This window comes from Mesorhizobium sp. WSM4830 (assembly GCF_055811495.1).
On the sequence record NZ_JBVVQI010000001.1, the window covers coordinates 276,586 to 293,775 of the forward strand.

The 17,190-nt window shown below is 64.9% G+C and carries 20 protein-coding genes; 10 read left to right on the forward strand and 10 right to left on the reverse strand.

Features of this window, described 5'->3' with window-relative positions; all coding sequences use genetic code 11:
- Window positions 1-123: 123 nt before the first annotated feature.
- Entirely contained in the window at window positions 124-1,044 is a 921-nt protein-coding gene (locus AC0L2Y_RS01435) for a LysR substrate-binding domain-containing protein (RefSeq protein WP_473553289.1), read from the reverse strand.
- Between the two features lie 120 nt (window positions 1,045-1,164).
- Between AC0L2Y_RS01435 and AC0L2Y_RS01440 the strand changes: the two genes are divergently transcribed.
- From AC0L2Y_RS01440 to AC0L2Y_RS01470, 7 genes are all read left to right on the forward strand, one after another.
- Window positions 1,165-2,484: an MFS transporter gene (locus AC0L2Y_RS01440; RefSeq protein ID WP_473553291.1), complete on the forward strand. Its 1,320-nt coding sequence runs from the start codon at window positions 1,165-1,167 to the stop codon at window positions 2,482-2,484.
- A gap of 107 nt (window positions 2,485-2,591) precedes the next feature.
- Complete coding sequence (locus tag AC0L2Y_RS01445) at window positions 2,592-3,776, forward strand: cell wall hydrolase (protein ID WP_473553295.1); 1,185 nt, start codon at window positions 2,592-2,594, stop codon at window positions 3,774-3,776.
- 255 nt (window positions 3,777-4,031) lie between these two features.
- Window positions 4,032-4,430 (forward strand): AtpZ/AtpI family protein, encoded by a 399-nt coding sequence (locus tag AC0L2Y_RS01450; RefSeq protein WP_023716852.1) that lies wholly within the window; start codon window positions 4,032-4,034, stop codon window positions 4,428-4,430.
- Window positions 4,431-4,500: 70 nt separating this feature from the next.
- The gene (locus tag AC0L2Y_RS01455) at window positions 4,501-5,259 is read left to right on the forward strand and encodes a F0F1 ATP synthase subunit A (RefSeq protein WP_352476629.1); all 759 of its coding nucleotides are present in this window, start codon (window positions 4,501-4,503) and stop codon (window positions 5,257-5,259) included.
- Between the two features lie 66 nt (window positions 5,260-5,325).
- Entirely contained in the window at window positions 5,326-5,550 is a 225-nt protein-coding gene (locus AC0L2Y_RS01460) for a F0F1 ATP synthase subunit C (protein WP_006206606.1), read from the forward strand.
- Window positions 5,551-5,631: 81 nt separating this feature from the next.
- Entirely contained in the window at window positions 5,632-6,213 is a 582-nt protein-coding gene (locus tag AC0L2Y_RS01465; protein WP_352469058.1) for a F0F1 ATP synthase subunit B, read from the forward strand.
- Window positions 6,214-6,223: 10 nt separating this feature from the next.
- Entirely contained in the window at window positions 6,224-6,715 is a 492-nt protein-coding gene (locus AC0L2Y_RS01470) for a F0F1 ATP synthase subunit B (RefSeq protein WP_023674071.1), read from the forward strand.
- Between the two features lie 203 nt (window positions 6,716-6,918).
- Here the strand turns inward: AC0L2Y_RS01470 and AC0L2Y_RS01475 are convergent, their stop codons facing one another.
- A complete protein-coding gene (locus AC0L2Y_RS01475; RefSeq protein WP_473553299.1) occupies window positions 6,919-7,614 on the reverse strand; it encodes a ribonuclease HII in 696 nt (231 codons plus the stop codon).
- Between the two features lie 166 nt (window positions 7,615-7,780).
- Complete coding sequence (locus tag AC0L2Y_RS01480) at window positions 7,781-8,935, reverse strand: PA0069 family radical SAM protein (RefSeq protein ID WP_473553302.1); 1,155 nt, start codon at window positions 8,933-8,935, stop codon at window positions 7,781-7,783.
- Window positions 8,936-9,086: 151 nt separating this feature from the next.
- Here AC0L2Y_RS01480 and AC0L2Y_RS01485 point away from each other — a divergent pair, with 151 nt between their 5' ends.
- Together AC0L2Y_RS01485 and AC0L2Y_RS01490 are read left to right on the forward strand one after the other, a co-directional pair.
- Window positions 9,087-9,590, forward strand: coding sequence for a glycosyltransferase (locus AC0L2Y_RS01485; protein ID WP_352661321.1), 504 nt, complete (start codon window positions 9,087-9,089; stop codon window positions 9,588-9,590).
- Window positions 9,591-9,774: 184 nt separating this feature from the next.
- Window positions 9,775-10,749, forward strand: a complete 975-nt coding sequence (locus tag AC0L2Y_RS01490; RefSeq protein ID WP_473553304.1) for a phytanoyl-CoA dioxygenase family protein — start codon at window positions 9,775-9,777, stop codon at window positions 10,747-10,749.
- A gap of 31 nt (window positions 10,750-10,780) precedes the next feature.
- Here AC0L2Y_RS01490 and moaB read toward each other — a convergent pair whose 3' ends face one another.
- The 6 genes from moaB to AC0L2Y_RS01520 all read right to left on the reverse strand — a co-directional run bounded on the left by moaB (window position 10,781) and on the right by AC0L2Y_RS01520 (window position 14,475).
- Window positions 10,781-11,323, reverse strand: a complete 543-nt coding sequence (moaB, locus tag AC0L2Y_RS01495; protein ID WP_352489568.1) for a molybdenum cofactor biosynthesis protein B — start codon at window positions 11,321-11,323, stop codon at window positions 10,781-10,783.
- Window positions 11,310-12,212, reverse strand: a complete 903-nt coding sequence (locus tag AC0L2Y_RS01500; protein ID WP_473553307.1) for a 4-(cytidine 5'-diphospho)-2-C-methyl-D-erythritol kinase — start codon at window positions 12,210-12,212, stop codon at window positions 11,310-11,312. The genes moaB and AC0L2Y_RS01500 overlap by 14 nt, the downstream gene beginning before the upstream one ends.
- A gap of 26 nt (window positions 12,213-12,238) precedes the next feature.
- Window positions 12,239-12,424: a hypothetical protein gene (locus AC0L2Y_RS01505; RefSeq protein ID WP_473553309.1), complete on the reverse strand. Its 186-nt coding sequence runs from the start codon at window positions 12,422-12,424 to the stop codon at window positions 12,239-12,241.
- Between the two features lie 81 nt (window positions 12,425-12,505).
- Window positions 12,506-13,363, reverse strand: a complete 858-nt coding sequence (locus AC0L2Y_RS01510) for a S49 family peptidase (RefSeq protein ID WP_352456850.1) — start codon at window positions 13,361-13,363, stop codon at window positions 12,506-12,508.
- An 87-nt stretch (window positions 13,364-13,450) separates the two neighbouring features.
- Window positions 13,451-14,251: a tRNA1(Val) (adenine(37)-N6)-methyltransferase gene (locus tag AC0L2Y_RS01515; RefSeq protein WP_473553313.1), complete on the reverse strand. Its 801-nt coding sequence runs from the start codon at window positions 14,249-14,251 to the stop codon at window positions 13,451-13,453.
- Window positions 14,251-14,475 (reverse strand): putative signal transducing protein, encoded by a 225-nt coding sequence (locus tag AC0L2Y_RS01520; RefSeq protein ID WP_023674082.1) that lies wholly within the window; start codon window positions 14,473-14,475, stop codon window positions 14,251-14,253. Before AC0L2Y_RS01520 ends, AC0L2Y_RS01515 begins: the two co-directional genes overlap by 1 nt.
- A gap of 160 nt (window positions 14,476-14,635) precedes the next feature.
- On the opposite strand from AC0L2Y_RS01520, the gene AC0L2Y_RS01525 reads away from it, so the two are divergent.
- Complete coding sequence (locus AC0L2Y_RS01525; protein ID WP_352489572.1) at window positions 14,636-15,652, forward strand: polyprenyl synthetase family protein; 1,017 nt, start codon at window positions 14,636-14,638, stop codon at window positions 15,650-15,652.
- Window positions 15,653-15,689: 37 nt separating this feature from the next.
- Here AC0L2Y_RS01525 and AC0L2Y_RS01530 read toward each other — a convergent pair whose 3' ends face one another.
- Complete coding sequence (locus AC0L2Y_RS01530) at window positions 15,690-17,126, reverse strand: MFS transporter (protein ID WP_473553316.1); 1,437 nt, start codon at window positions 17,124-17,126, stop codon at window positions 15,690-15,692.
- Between the last annotated feature and the right edge of the window lie 64 nt (window positions 17,127-17,190).

Here is a 17,190-nt window from a genome sequence, read left to right on the forward strand (position 1 = left end):
GCATAGAGGCGAGGCTTTCGACATGCCTGGCGTGCCGATCCGCATCGCCTTGCGCACCTCGGACAACCCGTTCGTCGGCAGGACAGAGGGGGTGTGACGGAACGCGACGCTGGTATCTGGTGTCTAGGCGACTTCTCGTAGCACCTCTTTCCCCCGAGCACTTCCCGGCAACGCTTCCAGCGCCGCCTGCAGCAGGATGTCGCCAAGCCGCGCCGGTGCCGGGTCGGGCTCGGCCTCCTTGCGATGCAGGAACAGCGCCATCTTGGGCAAGGCGGGCAGCCCGGCGATCTCCGGCGTCATCGCCCTGACCGTGGCCGGCAGGCCGATATCGGTGCGGATCGTCAGTCCGAGCCCGGCGGCGACGGCTGCCCAGATGCCGCCAAGGCTCGGGCTGGAGAAGGCCATCCGCCATGCCAGGCCGGCACGGTCCAGCGTTTCAGTCGCCACGCTGCGCAGCAGGCATGGCGCCTCGAGTGCTACCAGCGGCAACGCCTCGCCTTCGCGCAGGCTGGTCTCGATCTGTTTTGCCGGGCCGACCCAGCGCATCTGGACGTCGGCGACATGCCGGCTGTAGGGCAGCGTCGCGCCATTGTGCCAGGCAAGCGCGATATCGAGGCTGCCCGACATGATCCTTTCGGCAAGCTCATGGCTGCGTGCGATCCTGGCCTCGATCTTGACCTTGGGATGGGCGCGGGCGAAGCGCCCGAGCACCTCCGGCAGCACCGCCTCGCCGAAATCCTCCTGCAGCCCAAGCCGTACCCAACCCTCCAACTCGACATCGTGGATGGCGGAGGCGGCCTCGTCATTGAGCTCGATCAGCCGCCGCGCGTAGCCGAGCATGGTCTCGCCCGCGTCCGTCAGCGCCAGGCCACGCCCAGATTTGCGGAAGATCGGCGTCGCCGCCTGCTCCTCCAGCTTCTTCAATTGCGCACTGATTGCCGAGGTCGAGCGGCCGAGCCGGTCGGCGGCCTTGGCGAAGCTGCCCAGCTCCATGCCGGTGACGAAGCTGCGCAGGACGTCGAGATCGAATGTCACGCGTCGCATGGCAATAATCCTGATATTTGGGACATTACGTCAAAAACTTCCCGATATTCAGTACGAAGCTATGGCGGTAGAGACAGCGCGTCAAGACCGAATGCAACCAGCCCATGCAGGAGCTGAACCATGTCCGCTGTCGCCACACGAGCAGATTGCAAACCGCTTCGCCCGGGCGCCATTGCCGCCCCGTCGGAAGCGGCGGCACTGCGAGCCAATCATCGCTGGAAGGTGCTGGGCATCGGCGTCGCCGCCAATGCCTGCTTTTCCGCAACCTTCTCCGGCATTCCGGCGACGGCGGTGTTCCTGCGCTCGGGCTATCATCTCTCCAATGGCGAACTCGGCCTGGCGCTTGGCCTTCTCGGCCTGGGCGTAGCGCTGAGCGAATTGCCGTGGGGACTGCTGACCGATCGCTGGGGCGACCGCCGCGTGCTGCTGACCGGGCTCGGTGCAACCGCGGTTTGGCTGCTTGTCATGGCCGCGCTGATCGTGCCGTCACCGGCCCACATTCCCGGCATCGCGCTTCTCGCCGCTGCCCTGCTGGTCACCGGATTGCTCGGCGGCAGCGTCAACGGCTCCAGCGGCCGCGCCATCATGGCCTGGTTCGGCGAAGGCGAGCGCGGCTTTGCCATGAGCATCCGGCAGACGGCGGTGCCGCTTGGCGGCGGGCTTGGCGCGCTCGTGCTGCCGTCGCTCGCTTCAGCCCATGGCTTCACGGCGGTCTTCGGACTTCTGGCGGCTGCATCCGCCGTCTCGACCTCGCTCGCCTGGCGCTGGCTGCATCAGCCGCCGGCGCATGACGATGCCAATTCGGCCGGCACGGCATCGCCGGCCGGCACGGCGCCGCTGCGCAATCCGGCCGTCTGGCGCATCGCAACAGCCATCGGCCTGCTGTGCTTTCCGCAGGTGGCGGTGCTCACCTTTGCTTCCGTCTTCCTGCATGATTTCGCCGGCATGGGAACAGCCGTGATCAGCGCCAGCCTCGCTGCCGTGCAGGTCGGCGCCATGGTCATGCGCGTCTGGAGCGGCCGCTACACCGACCGTCACGGCAACCGCCGGCCGTTCCTGCGTCTGTGCAGCATGCTGAGCGTGGCCGCCTTCACCGTGCTTGCGGCGCTCGTCTTGTTTTCGGCCCAATTCTTGTCAGGCCAAGCGCCGATGCTTTCGCCGACGATCGTTGCGGTGCTGGTCGTGGCCGGCATCTGCGTCTCCTCCTGGCACGGCGTTGCCTACACCGAGCTTGCGACGCTGGCCGGCGCGAGCCAGGCCGGAACGGCGCTCGGCCTCGCCAACAGTCTGGTCTTCATTGCCTTCTTCCTGGTGCCGATCGCCATTCCGGGGCTTCTCGTGCTCTGCTCATGGGCAGGCGTCTGGCTGGGTGCGGCTATTTGCGCGCTGATCGCCTGGCCGATCTTTCTTCCGTCAACGGATAGCCGCAAAAGCGCCTGACTTCGACATGAGATGGGAAAACAACGTTCTAAGCTGTTAACGCCCCATCAAGGTTAATGCATCATTGTAGCTCTCCAGTGGGGTCCGTCGCGTTTCTGGAGAGTTCCGTGCATCGACGTGTTTTGACGCGGCTTGTCGCCGCCGCCGGTGAAAAAAAGCGTTCGTTCCTGTCTCCGCTCGTTGTTGGCCTTGGTATCTGGATCGGCTTTCCGAGTGTCGTTGCCTATCAGGACATGACCAGCTTGGTCTCCGGCCTGGAGGCGCCGAGCGTCCGCTGGAACGCCTATGTCGAGAAATCCGTCGCCGGCTCGGTTCACGCCGCCGAAATGCCCTTCCTCGATTCCAGCAGCACCGGCTCGCTCTCAGGATCCGGCGTCCAACTGCCCGGCATCGGCGCTGTCTCATTTCGTGGCAAGGGCAGCATCGCCGGCACGACGCCGGACGAGGACCGCATCATGCGCGCCGACAAGAAGGGCCGCATCATCCAGGTCTCGCCCGTCTCGCCGCCGAAGAACTTCAACGCCGGCTCGATCTTCGAGCGCACCTCCTCGCTGCTCCGCCCAAGCATGGACAGCGGCCTGAGGATGGCCTTCGCCAAGCCCGAGATCAAAGGCAAGGAAATCCAGATCGCCGCGGCCTTCCACGCGCGCGTCGACAAGAAGCCGGATCCCGGCGTGCCGGCGATGCTTGCCGCGCTGGTCAACAATGATCATCCCGACGTGCTGGCGACCGCCTATGCATCGTCCGCTCCCGATTACGCGCAGGCATCGCCTTTCGAGGCCTTGCTGCAGGACGAGGACCCGAACGATGGCCGCTTCATCCCGCCGCTGAGCAAGGGCGATCATTCGTGGATGCAGACGCCCCTGCCGGCGAGCGTCTTTTCCAAGCCGGAGCAGGCCTGCCTCGCCAAGGGAATCTATTTCGAAGCGCGCGGCGAATCCGTGCGTGGCCAGGCCGCCGTCGCCCAGGTCATCCTCAACCGGGTCCGCAACCCGGCCTATCCGAACTCGATCTGCGGCGTCGTCTACCAGAACGACAACTGGTTCAACCGCTGCCAGTTTTCCTTTGCCTGCGACGGCAGGAAGAAGCGCATCGACAACCCCGCCGCCTACCAGACCGCACAGGATGTCGCCATGGCCGTCACAGCCGGCAAGATCTTCATTCCGGAAGTCGGCTCGTCGACCCATTATTACGCCAACTACGTCCATCCGGGCTGGGCGCGGACGATGCAGAAAATGACCAGGATCGGCCTGCACATCTTCTACCGTACCTATGGCGGCGGCTGGAGCTGAGCGCTCGGGCAGCGCTTGCGTCTTTCCCGCGAGAGCGGCCGATCGAAGGCGCATCGCCGCGGGGATTCGGCCACAGTCCGCCAGAGACTGTGTCGGGCACGATGTCGCACCCAGGCAAGTAGCTGATTTATAACGAAAAAATACTTGAGCTTGAACGTCGGCCCGTGGCTTGACGGGCGCGGACCCTCTAACTATGTTGCCGGCGACTTTAAGAAGCGGACGGACGGTGACGGTCTGACCGGGCAGGGGGGTTGCGTGGCCGACAAGAATGGGCCAGACGGAACCGGCAAAACCGGCCGCGGCAAGCAGCATGAAGCCGACATCCGCGACGACGATCTTGAGCGCCGCCGGCGCGACCTTGAAGCATCGCTTGCGACAAGGCGGCCGGATCGGCTCGAGGGGAAAGACGACGCGAAAGCGGGCAGCGTGGCCGGGTACGGCCAGGCGCTCAAATTGTCCAGCGAGTTCATCGCCGGGATAGTGGTCGGCGCGGCTCTCGGCTGGTTTATCGATCGCGTGGCGGGGACATCGCCATGGGGTCTGATAGTCGGGCTGCTGCTGGGTTTTGGCGCCGGCGTGCTCAATGTCCTGCGTTCAGCCGGGCTTGTGTCGGAATTCGGAACGGGCGACAAGCCGCGCGATCCGAAAGAATGAATTGAGGCGCCGCATGCCGGCGCATTGAACAGGATACTGAAGCCGTCTGCGGCTTTGATGGGGATTTAAAGTGGCTGCTGACAAGGTCGATCCGATCCACCAGTTCCAGATCCATCCGATCATTCCGATTCACATCGGCGGCTACGACCTGTCTTTCACCAATTCGGCTCTGTTCATGCTTGCGACGGTTGCTGTCGCAGCGGCGTTTCTCTACCTCAGCACGTCGAGCCGCAGCCTGGTTCCGGGCCGCCTTCAGTCGGTCTCGGAAATGGCCTACGAATTTGTCGGCAATATGCTGAGGGACGCCGCGGGCACGCAGGGCATGAAGTTCTTCCCCTTCGTGTTCTCGCTGTTCATGTTCGTGCTTGTCGCCAACCTGCTTGGCCTGTTTCCGTATTTCTTCACCGTCACCAGCCACATCATCGTCACCTTCGGCCTCGCTGCGCTGGTGATCGGAACGGTCGTCGTCTACGGCTTCACTAAGCACGGCCTTGGCTTCCTGAAGCTGTTCGTCCCGCATGGCGTGCCGGTCTACCTGCTGCCGCTGGTGGTGCTTATCGAGGTGATTTCCTTCGTCTCGCGTCCGGTCAGCCTCTCGGTCCGTCTGTTCGCCAACATGCTCGCCGGTCACATTACGCTGAAAGTGTTCTCGGGCTTTGTCGTCAGCCTGAGCGCGCTCGGCGCGGTCGGCGTGGCGGGCTCGGTTCTGCCGCTGGCGATGGCCGTGGCGCTGACTGCGCTGGAGCTGCTGGTCGCGTTCCTGCAGGCCTACGTCTTTGCCGTGCTGACCTGCATGTATCTCAACGACGCCCTGCATCCCGGGCACTGACAAGGTTTCCGGCATTGCCGCCGGATGGAATCGCAACGGAATTTTAGATCCAAAGGAGTTGAATAAATGGACGCAGAAGCAGCAAAGTACATTGGCGCCGGCATCGCATGCCTCGGCATGGGCGGCGCGGGCATTGGCCTCGGCAACATCTTCGGCAGCTATCTGGCGGGCGCGCTGCGCAACCCGTCGGCCGCCGACGGCCAGTTCGGCCGCCTGATTTTCGGCTTCGCCGTGACCGAAGCGCTTGGTATTTTCTCGCTTCTCATCGCTCTTCTCGCCCTGTTCGGCTGAATACTTGTTCGGCTGAACATTGGGAAGAATTGAACAGGCCGGCCGCGATCCTGCGGCGGGTCTGAATTTCGGGGATAGTCCATGTTTGTGACATCTGCCTTTGCGCAAGAGTCCGCGCCCGCCGCAACGGAAGGCGAAACGCACGCCGCCACCGGCGTGCCTGCCGAGGCGCATGGCACGTTCCCGCCATTCAATCCGGCGACGTACCCGTCACAGCTGCTGTGGCTGGCAATCACTTTCGGGCTGTTCTATCTGTTCTTGAAACGGGTAGTGATGCCGCGCGTCGGCGGCATCATCGACGTTCGCAACGACCGCATCACGCAGGATCTCGATCATGCTGCCCGGCTGAAAAGCGAGGCCGATGCCGCCGTTGCCGCCTATGAGCAGGAATTGGCGGAAGCCAAGGGTAAGGCCAATGCGATCGGCCAGCAGGCCAACGATGCGGCCAAGGCGGAAGCCGAAGCTGCCCGCAAGACGATCGAGGCAGCGCTTGACCAGAAACTTGGCGAGGCCGAGGCACGCATATCTTCCATCAAGGCCAATGCCATGAAGGAGGTCGGCACCATCGCCGAGGACACCGCTTCGGCCATCGTCGAGGCGCTTGTCGGCGGCAAGGCCAGCAAGGCCGAAATCGCGGCCGCGGTCAAATCCGTGGCCGGGTGAGGAGCGCATCATGGACGCCACATCTCTCGCGACGCTTTGGGCAACCGTTGCCCTCGTAATCTTCCTCGGCATTGCCATCTACATCAAGGTGCCGGGCATGATCGCCAAGGCGCTCGATGCGCGGGCCGACAAGATCAGCTCCGAGCTCGAGGAAGCGCGCCGGTTGCGCGAAGAGGCCCAGCAACTGCTCGGTCAATACCAGCGCAAGCGTAAGGAAGCCGAGCAGGAGGCCGCGGCCATCGTCGCCGCCGCCAAGCGCGAAGCCGATATGCTTGCCGCCGAGGCGCACAAGAAGACCGAGGACTATGTCGCCCGGCGTACCGCCTTGGCCGAGCAGAAGATCGGCCAGGCCGAGCGCGAAGCAATCGGCGAAGTGCGCGCCAGCGCCGTCGACATCGCGGTGGAAGCCGCGCGCGCGCTGCTGGCCGGCAAGATCGACGCCAAGGCCGGCGCCGACCTGTTCAACGCCTCGCTGCAGGATTTGAAGTCGAAGCTGAACTGAACGGAGCGTAATCTCCCCCCTTGAGGGGGAGATGGCCGGCAGGCCAGAGGGGGTCGGCGCGCGTGAAGCGCCAACCTTCTCTTTCGTGCCAAATAGCGTCGCGCCAGGACGTACCGACCCCCTCTGTCGCCTTCGGCGACATCTCCCCCTCGAGGGGGGAGATTACAGCTAGCCGAATCGCTCAATCCAAGCAGCCGGATCGCTCAATCCAGGCCCGAAAGGCCCTCCTCCTCAACCACCTCGGTGCCGCCGAACCGGAACGGCGCGAAGGAGGCGCGGTGTAGCCGTGCCACTGGCCCGTGCAGATCGATCGCCGTCCGATGGCGCACAGTGGCGTAGCCCATATGCAGTTCGAAGCCGTAACGCGCATGATGGCTGCCGCAGCCGCACATCATGCGGTCGCGCAACACCTTGGCGACGATCGAGGCTGCGGCGATCGACTGCGAGCGCTGGTCGCCCTTGATCAGGGCTTTGCCCTCGCAGGGCAGGCCGGGCGGCACGTCGCGGCCGTCGGCCAGCGCCAGCTTCGGCCGGATCGACAGGCCGGCCACGGCACGGCGCATCGCCTCCAGGCTGGCCTTGAGGATGTTGGAGGCATCAATGCCTTCGGCGCTGACCGAGGCCATCGATACGGCGAGTGCGGAGCCGAGGATTTTCAGGAACAGCGCCTCGCGCTGCAAATGCGTTAGCCGCTTGGAATCGTCGAGGCCGTCGGGGATGTTGGCGGGATCGAGCACCACCGCTGCCGCCACCACCGGCCCGGCGAGCGGGCCACGGCCGGCCTCGTCCATCCCCGCCACTGGCCAAAGGCCTTCGGCCATCGCCTTCGTCTCGAACGAGAAGTCGGGTCTCTCGACGATTTCGAAGAGAAGCGGAGAATCGGAACGCGGGCGAGCCATGGTGCGGCGAGGTTCGCATCGGCTCCGATTCTCCGCAAGTCCCTCCGGGTCGGGCGGGGCACCGGACCAGGAGGGGCTACCGTCTGCAAGCCCGGGGACAGGACAGGCCGGACGGGATTTTTCGCCTGTTGCCGGCCGCTTCGAGCGGCTGGCGCGAGACGCTTTGTCACAGCAACATCAGCTGCTCTGTTGCCTTGGCAGCCGGGACGAACTGGTCGGTCCTGAGCGAGCGCCGCTCGGCATTGAGGCCGAGCCGTTTGGCGGCGATCTCGAAGCGCCGGCCGATCTGCCAGGCATACGGGCCGGAGCCTTTCATGCGCTTGCCCCATTCCGAATCGTAGTCCTTGCCGTCGCGCATCGAACGGATCAGCGACATGACGTGGCGATAGCGGTCGGGATAGTGGCGCAGCAGCCAGTCCTTGAAGATCGGCGCGACCTCCAGCGGCAGGCGCAGCAGCACATAGCCGGCTTCACGCGCGCCCGCTGCCTGCGCCGAATCGAGGATGCGCTCCATTTCCGGGTCGGTCAGTCCGGGGATGATCGGCGCGACCATCACCGAGGCCGGAATGCCGGCGTCCGAAAGCTGCCTGATCGCCTCCAGCCGCTTGGTCGGCGTCGACGCGCGTGGCTCCATGGTGCGCGCCAGCATGCGGTCGAGCGTCGTCACCGACAATGCCACCTTGGCCAGCCCGCGTTCCGCCATGCGTGACAGAATGTCGATGTCACGTGTCACCAGCGCCGACTTGGTGACGATGCCGACCGGGTGCCCGCGCGCCTCCAGCACTTCGAGGATTTCGCGCATGATCCGGTATTGTTTCTCGATCGGCTGGTACGGGTCGGTGTTGGTGCCGATGGCGATGGTGCGCGGCTGGTAATTATCCCTGGACAATTCCTTGTCGAGCAGCCGCGCCGCATCCGGCTTGGCAAACAGCTTCGATTCGAAATCCAGCCCCGGCGACAGGCCCATGAAGCTGTGCGTCGGCCGCGCGAAACAATAGACGCAGCCATGTTCGCAGCCGCGATAGGGATTGATCGAGCGGTCGAAGGAGATGTCGGGCGATTCGTTGCGCGTGATGATGGTGCGCGGCTTCTCGACCTGTACCTCGGTCTTGAACGGCGGCAGCTCCTCCAGCGAATTCCAGCCATCGTCGAACACATGCCGGCTGACCGGCTCGAACCGGCCGGACGGATTGATGCCCGCCGACCTGCCGCGATTGCGTTCCGGACGGACGCGCATGCCGCTCTGCTCGATCATCGCATTCGCCATCTCGGCCCTGCCGGCACCGAAGGCGGCAATGTCGGCACGCACGATCTGTTCCATTTTGGCCCTTTCCCAGGGACTGTCCGCCCGCTGTCGAATCGCTCTGCTCATGAATGTATTCCTATCGTATCGATGAGAACAAAGCAAGAACTTTCTCGCGGTGCGCCGCAAAAACTGGCGCTGCCCACCGCTTTCCGCTATTCGGCTAGACATGCTCAGCGTCCTGATCGAAACCCTGAATGACGAGGAGGGCCTTGCCCGCACGCTCGCCTCGCTGATCGGTGGCGCCGTCGAGGGCGTGGTGCGCGACGTTCTCGTCTGCGACACCGGCTCGACCGATCAGACGCACCGCGTCGCCGAACACGCCGGCTGCCACTATGTCAGCGGCGGCATCGCCGCCGGCATCAGGCAGGCCAAGGGTGACTGGCTGCTTTTGCTGGAACCGGGCGCGCGGCTGGGGGAGGGCTGGATCGATGAGGTCGTCGCCCATACCGCAAGGCAAACCATGGCGGCGCGGTTTTCGCGGGCACGCGGCAGCCGCGCGCCGTTCCTGTCGCGCGTCTTTGCCGGAAATCGCGCTCTCGCCGAAGGCTTGGTGATCAGCAAGCGTCAGGCCGCGGCGCTGTCGAAGAACGCCCGCAGCGCCGAAGCGATCGCCCGCGGCCTGGCGACCAGGAGGCTCCAGGCCGAGATCTGGGTCGCTCCGCGGAAGTGACGGCTTACCGTGACGGTTCAGGGGCTCAAGCAAATTTTCCGGCGGGTCGCCGTTTATTGTGCATTGCACAAAATCTGCCCGGGAGTTACCATTCCCAGCGACACGGGCGAATGGGTTTGGGGTGTGCCGGAGCGGTGACGACGACTAACGTCGATGCTGTTCCCTCGATATTTTGAGGACCCCGATGACCCTTTCAAGCCCTGACAAGTCCGGCGCTGCAAGCCTCGAGGCGATCGCACGCAACGGCGGTACGCTGCGCCGCATCGCTGCCCGCATCCCGACCTATCTGTCCGACCTTCGCGAGAATCCGGCATGGCTGCCGATGTTCATGCTGGCGCGAACCATGCCGGCGCGGCGGCTGCACTGGCGCGGCGCAAAGCCCGTTCGGCCGGCGCGCAATGTCGGTGAAACGATGTTCGCCGGCGTCGATCGCGATGCCGTCGTCGGCGCGCTGAGGACGGAGGGGCTCTATTCGGGCCTGATGCTGCCAGCCGCCATCCATGAGGAGATTGGCCGCTTCGCCGAGCGCACGCCATGCTTCGGCAATTTCGACCGCCGGCTGGAATTCCTCCCCGAAAAACACGCCGATGCCGAAAAGCATTTCGGCCGCCCGCTGCTCAGCGGCCATTATTTCGAGCGGGTCCTCGACTGCAACGCTGCGGTCGCCGTGCAGCGCGATCCGCTGCTTCTCGATATCGCGGCGCACTATCTCGGCAGCCAGGCCAAGCTGATCACCACCAGCGTCTGGTGGAGCTTTCCGACCGGTGGCGTCTCGGACGCCGACAAGAACATGGCCTCGCTCGGCAAATACCATTTCGACCTCGACGACTGGCGCATGCTGAAGTTCTTTTTCTACCTGGTGCCGGTCGACGCCGACACCGGGCCGCATGTCTACGTCCGCGGCTCCCACAACCGCCGTATCCTGAAGCACCAGCTGACGCTTCTGGTCGGCCATTCGGCGGAAGAGGTGCTGGGCGTCTATGGCGAGCAGAGCCCGGTCACGCTGACCGGGCAGGCCGGCCTCGGCTTTGTCGAAGACCCGTTCGGATTCCATATGGGCACCGTGCCGACGCGCACGCCGCGGCTGATGATGGAAGTCGGCTTCGGTGTCTCGCCGCCGTCGCGCCGGCGTTTTCACGGCGAGCCGGTCATTCGCTGAAGGGATCAGCCGGCTGACCCCTTGGCTCGCCTCAGCCGCGCCGCAAATGTTCGTCCAGGCGCGGCATGATCTCGACGAAGTTGCAGGGCATGTGCCGGTAGTCGAGCTGCGGCTTCAAGATGCCGTCCCATGCGTCCTTGCAGGCGCCGGGCGAGCCCGGCAGCACGAAGACGAAGGTGGCGTTGACGACGCCGCCGGTTGCCCGGCTCTGGATCGTCGAAGTGCCGATCTTGTCGTAGGAGATGCGGTGGAACACTTCGGAAAAGCCGTCCATGCGCTTTTCGAAGATAGGTTCCAGCGCTTCCGGCGTCACGTCGCGGCCGGTGAAGCCGGTGCCGCCGGTGGTGATGACGACATCGATCGCTTCGTCCCTCGACCAACCCAGGACCTTGTCGCGGATCTTGTCGCGATCGTCGGTGACGATGTCGCGGGCGGCCAGGACATGGCCGGCCTCGGCAATGCGGTCGGCCAGCGTCTGCCCGGATTTGTCATCGGCGAGGCTGCGCGTATCGGAAACGGTCAGTACCGCGATGCGCACGGGAACGAAGGGGCGGCTCTCGTCAATCCTGGCCATGGGCATCAGCCTCCGATGTCACGCTTCGCGTCGCTGCGACAAACCAGTCAGGATGGCGGCCGCGGATATCGGCGGCCGCGCGCTTGGCCACATTGCCGGTCTCGAACAGGCCGAAGCAGGTGGCGCCGGAACCCGACATCCTGGCAAAACCGGCTCCGGCCTTGTTCAGCACGGAAAGCGCCTTGCCAATGGCGGGCTGGATTGCTCGCGCCGCAGGCTCGAGATCGTTGCGGGTGATCTCCAGCCAGTCGCGGATGCCGTGGAAGTCTAGGTTGCGCGGCAGCGGCGGCAGCCCCGCATTGTCGCGGCGGCCAAGCGCCTCGAACACGTCGGCCGTCGAGACGGCAGTGCCGGGATTGACGAGCACCAGACCCAGCGCCGGGAAACCCGGCACGAGCGTCAGCTCGTCACCGATGCCACGGGCGATCAGCGGCCTGGCGGCGAGGCACATCGGCACGTCGGCGCCGAGCGACAGGCCGATCCGCGCCAGTTCGGCATCGCCGACATCAAGTCCCCAGGTCTGGACCAGGGCGCGCAGCACCGCCGCCGCGTCGCTCGATCCACCGCCGACGCCGGACGCGACCGGCAGGTTCTTTTCGAGCCTGATGGCGACAGCCGGCGCGTGCTGGAGACCGGCCTCGCGCCGTAGCGCGTCGCGCGCTTTCACGACCAGATTGCCGTCGTCGGCCGGCACTGCGGAGGCGTATTTGCCGGACACCGAAAACCCATCGCTGTCGGCAAGTTCCGTCTCGATGCGGTCGCCAAAGCGCGTGAACACAGCCAGGCTTTCGATCGTGTGATAACCGTCGGCGCGCCGGCCGGTGACGTGCAGCGCGAGATTTATCTTGGCGTGCGCATGCGACGCCCGGATGCTGGCCCCGGAATTCATTGGCTCGGCCGCGAGGGGGACGACGGTCAATCCTTGGCCAGATGGTATTCGCCGGTCTTCGGATCCTTGACCAGTGTTCCCATCGTGCCGTTGGCCGTCTGCTTTTCGGCCCGACGTACCTTGGCGGTCACCCGCTCGGCTTCCCTGACGAAGGAGCGGTAGCCGAAATAGGCGGCAATGCCGACGACGGCGAAGAAAATGATCTGCGGCATGTCAAACTCCTCCCTCGCAAGGCCGGCAAGGCGGCCGGTCGGGTCGGTTGATGGTTTATGCTAGACGCTTTCACCGGCTTTTCAAAGCCCGAAGCGCGCCCACAGCGCGCGCTCTTCCGCCGCATCGATGACGCCGCTTGCCGCGGCGGCGGCGATATCGGGCGCCGAAAAGCTCGAGCCGAACAGGCCGAAGCGGCCGAACAGGCCGCGCGGCGCGGTGATCAGCTTGAGCTGGGTCTTCGGCCCGAAACGGCTCTTCAGCACGCTGCGCATGTCGCCGAGCGCATCGACCAGCCCGAGCTCGAGCCCCTTCTTGGCCGTCCAGAACAGGCCGGTGAACAGGTCGGGATCGTCCTTCAGCTTGCTGCCGCGCCTGTCCTTGACGAGATCGATGAAGGTCTCGTGGACCTCCAGCTGCAGCGCCTTCAGGCGCTCGACGTCTTCCTTCTTTTCCGGCTTGAACGGGTCGAGCACCGCCTTGTTCTGGCCGGCGGTGTGGACGCGACGTTCGACGCCGATCTTCTTCAACAGCTCCGGAAAGCCGAACGAGGCCGACACCACGCCGATCGAACCGACGATGGAGGACGGGTCGGCAAAGATCTCGTCGCCGGCAACCGCGATCATGTAGCCGCCCGATGCCGCCACGTCCTCGACGAAAACCAGGACCTTCTTGTTCTTCTCGCTCGCCAGGTCGCGGATGCGCCTGAAGATCAGCCGCGACTGCACCGGCGAGCCACCTGGCGAATTGATCGAGATGGCGACCGCCGGCGCGTCGAAGGAAAACAGCTTTTCGAGAAGACCGGCGGTCGACGCCAGCGACAGGCTCGGCCGGAACTGGCCGCCGCCGGGCATGATGGTGCCGTGCAGCCGGATGACCGGAATGGTGACGACGGTGGAGCGCCAGGATTTCGGCAGCAGGCGGTTGAAAAGGCGTTTCACGAGGGGGCGGTCTCCGGTCGATTTGCTTGAGGCATGTAGGAATTCGCCGGCCAACGGCAATGCCGTCACCCTGGCAATCAAAATGGATCAGTCTCCGAACAGCGACGCCAGCCCGTTATTGATCAGCTCTGCCCGTTCCGAGGGGCCATTGCCTGAATAGGCATGCAGCATCAGCGGCGGCTGGATCGACAGTTTGCCGCGTGCGCCGAGTGCTGCTCGGACGACGATGCGGATCGCTGCCGCTTCGGGGCGAGGGTGGACGGCCAGCATCTCGGCGTCGCCGAAGCGGCCGGCAACGGCATCGAGGATGGCGCCGAGCTGCTCCGGCCGCGCGATGACGGCCAGCCCGCCGCCCGGTCTGACCACCGCGGCCGCGCTGCGGATCCAGCTGTCGAACAATCCATCCTCCGAGACATGCGCGGCCTTTCTCAGCGGATCGGGCGTCGCGCGATCCACGGCGGCATTGAACGGCGGGTTCATGATAACGAAATCGAAGCTCTTGTCCTCGAGGCCGGCGGCCGTTCGCGCCCGGCCGGACAGCGCGACATCGGCGACGAGCACCGAAGCGCGATCGCTGAGATGCGCATTGCCGGGATGGGCAAGCGTGGTGGTGGCGAAGGCCGCCATTTCCGGGGAACGCTCGACAAGCACGGCCTCGGCACCGGGGCAGCGCGACAGTACCGCCAGGCCGGCGGCACCGGCACCCGCGCCAAAGTCGGCAAGCCGCCCGGCGAAGGAGGACGGCACGGCAGCCGCCAGCATCATCGCATCCATGCCGGCGCGGTGGCCTGCCTTTCTCGGCTGCACCAGCCAGAAGCGACCGCGATGGAAGGCGTCGACCGTATGAGCCGGCATGTCCGGGACAAGGGCAGCGGGCGACGCGGACATTATTTTTGGCGGATCTCGTTGGCGATGCCGGCATCCGTCAGGATGCGCCGTGCCGCATCGGCCTTGTCGGCGTCCACCATGACGCGGCGGGGCAGGATGCCGATCGAGCCGTCGAGCACGCTCATGTTCTGGTCGGCGACGAAACAGCCGATACCGGCATCGCGCATCAGCGATTCGACAAACGAAATGATGACGGCGTCGTTGGTGCGGATGAGCTCTATCATCGGATGAAACTCGCAGTTTGCGGCGTTGATGTAAACGTAGGCGTGATCATGTACCAGAGCCGGCGCGCCAATTCGCCTCTTGCCGCGCCGGTGGGTGACACCCTAGAGTCTGTCCAGGGACCATGTTGCCGTCGTGCATATCGAGGTTGGGAGTTTTGCCGTGGGTGTCGTTCTCAACATTGAAAACGGGAAGCGCGAAGCCGCCTCGATCAAGGACCTCATCGACCTGACTGCTGCCGATATGGGGCGCGTCAACAAATTGATCCTGTCGAAGGCCGGCTCCGATGTCGAGATGATCCCGGAGATTGCCAACCATCTGATCTCGTCCGGCGGCAAACGGTTGCGGCCGATGCTGACGCTCGCCGCCGCCCAGATGTTCGGCTATTCCGGCGACGGCCATGTCAAGCTCGCCACATCGGTCGAATTCATGCACACGGCGACACTTCTCCACGACGACGTTGTCGACGAAAGCGGCATGCGGCGCGGCAAGAAGACGGCGCGCATGATCTGGGGTAACCAGGCCAGTGTTCTGGTCGGCGATTTCCTGCTCGGCCAAGCCTTTCGCATGATGGTCGATGTCGGCTCGCTGGAGGCGCTCGACATCCTGTCGAGTGCGGCCTCGGTGATCGCCGAAGGCGAGGTGATGCAGCTGGCCGCCGCCAAAAACCTCGAGACCACCGAAGACGAGCATTTCGCGGTGATCAAGGCCAAGACCGCGGCGCTGTTCTCAGCCGCCGCCGAAGTCGGCCCGGTCATCGCGCTGGCGACGCGCAACGACCGCGCAGCACTCCGCTCCTACGGCATGAATCTCGGCCTTGCCTTCCAGCTGATCGATGACGCGCTGGATTATGGCGGCACCAGCAAGGATCTCGGCAAGAATGTCGGCGACGATTTCCGCGAGGGCAAGGTGACGCTGCCGGTGATTCTTGCCTATCGGCGCGGCACCAAGGCCGAGCGTAGCTTCTGGAAACGCGCCATCGAGGACAATGCTGCCGACGATGCCGGGCTGGAAAAGGCCATCGGCCTGATGCTCCGCCACGGCGCGATTGCCGACACCATTGGGCGCGCCCGCCATTTCGGCGAAATCGCCCGCGACGCGCTGGCGCCGCTCGAGGCGACGCCGCAGAAATCGGCGCTGATCGACGTCATCGATTTCTGCATCAGCCGGGTGAACTGAGAGGCGTCGGCGCCGCGACACCGGGGAGGGGCCGTTCTCATCGCGCCTTTGCCGGAAGCACCATTGCTGCGAGCAGGCTGACGACGATGCCCGCCGCCGCGAGCCAGAAGGCGACGCGGATGCCGTCGGCGACGGCGATTTTCAAGGCACCGCCGGACAGTTCGCCGATTTGGTTGTTCGCAATCGCAATCAGCACGGCCATGCCGATGGCGTTGCCGACATTGAGCGTCGTCGAAGCCATCCCCGAGGCGACGCCTTGCTGGTCATGGGCAACGCCGGAAGCGGCGGCAATCCACATTGCGGTCCAGACGATGCCTTGTCCGACGCCGGAGACGATCAGGCCAGGTACGAGGGACAGATAGCTGCTCTCTGCGGTCGCGCCTGATACCATCAATGCTGTGCCTACCGCGCCGACGATCATGCCGCCGACCAGCGTGCTGCGCGTCGAAAAGCGAGTCGCCAGACGCTCGCCGGCTTGCGTGCCGGTGGCGATGGCGACCGACGGCACGAGAAAGGCGAGGCCCGTCTGCAAGGCAGTGAAGCCGTGCACGTTCTGCAGCAGCACGGTGAGGAAGTAGGGCAGCGCGCCGAAAGTGGCCATGTAGAGGAAGGTTATCGTCATGCCGGCGACAAGGCTGCGGTTGTGGAACAGGCGCAGCGGCATGAGCGGGTCGGCGCTCTTGGCCTCGATCACGGTGAAGGCAATCAGAAACAATGCGGCCAGTGCTGCACTGACGATGATTGCGGTCGATCCCCAGCCATATTCGGGCCCCTGAACCAGGGTGAAGACAAGCAGCGTCGCGCCGGCGGTGACGGTCAGTGCGCCCGGAAGATCGAAGCTGCGGTGCTCGTGCCGCTTGCGATCGCGCGGGATGATGGCGAAAGCCGCGATGATGGCGATCCCGGCCAACAGCACGTTGACGTAGAAGACCGACGGCCAGCCGAAGGCGCTGGTCAGAAACCCGCCGGCAAGCGAACCGAGCGTGAGGCCGCTGGCGCCTGCGCCACCCCAGACGGCGAGCGCCCGGTTGCGTTCCGGCCCTTCGGCGAACAGGCGGTTGATCAGTGACAGCGTCGCCGGAAACAGGAACGCGGCGCCGATGCCTTGCACGGTGCGGGCCGCAATGATGATTTCCGGCGACCAGGCGAGGCCGCCGACCAGAGATGAGAGCGCGTAGAGCCAGAGCGCGAAGATGAAGACGCGGCGCTGGCCGATCAGGTCGGCGGCCCGGCCGCCGAACAGCAGGAAGCCGCCGGTGAACACGGTGTAGGCGCTGACCACCCACTGCAGGGTCTGGCCGGAAAATCCGAGGCCGGCGCCGATCTCCGGCAGCGCCACGAAGACGATGTTGAGGTCGAGCGAGATGATGAGCTGCGCGAAGGCGAGGAGCGCCAGCGTTGCGCCATGTTTCGCTCTGCTTGCTCCTTGCGCTGCCATTGCCCCGAGCGGCGCGCCTTGATCCAGTGAACTCATGTGGGACTCCTTGTCGATAATTATTTAATGATCGACAAAGAATTGAGATTTGCAATCCGAAGTC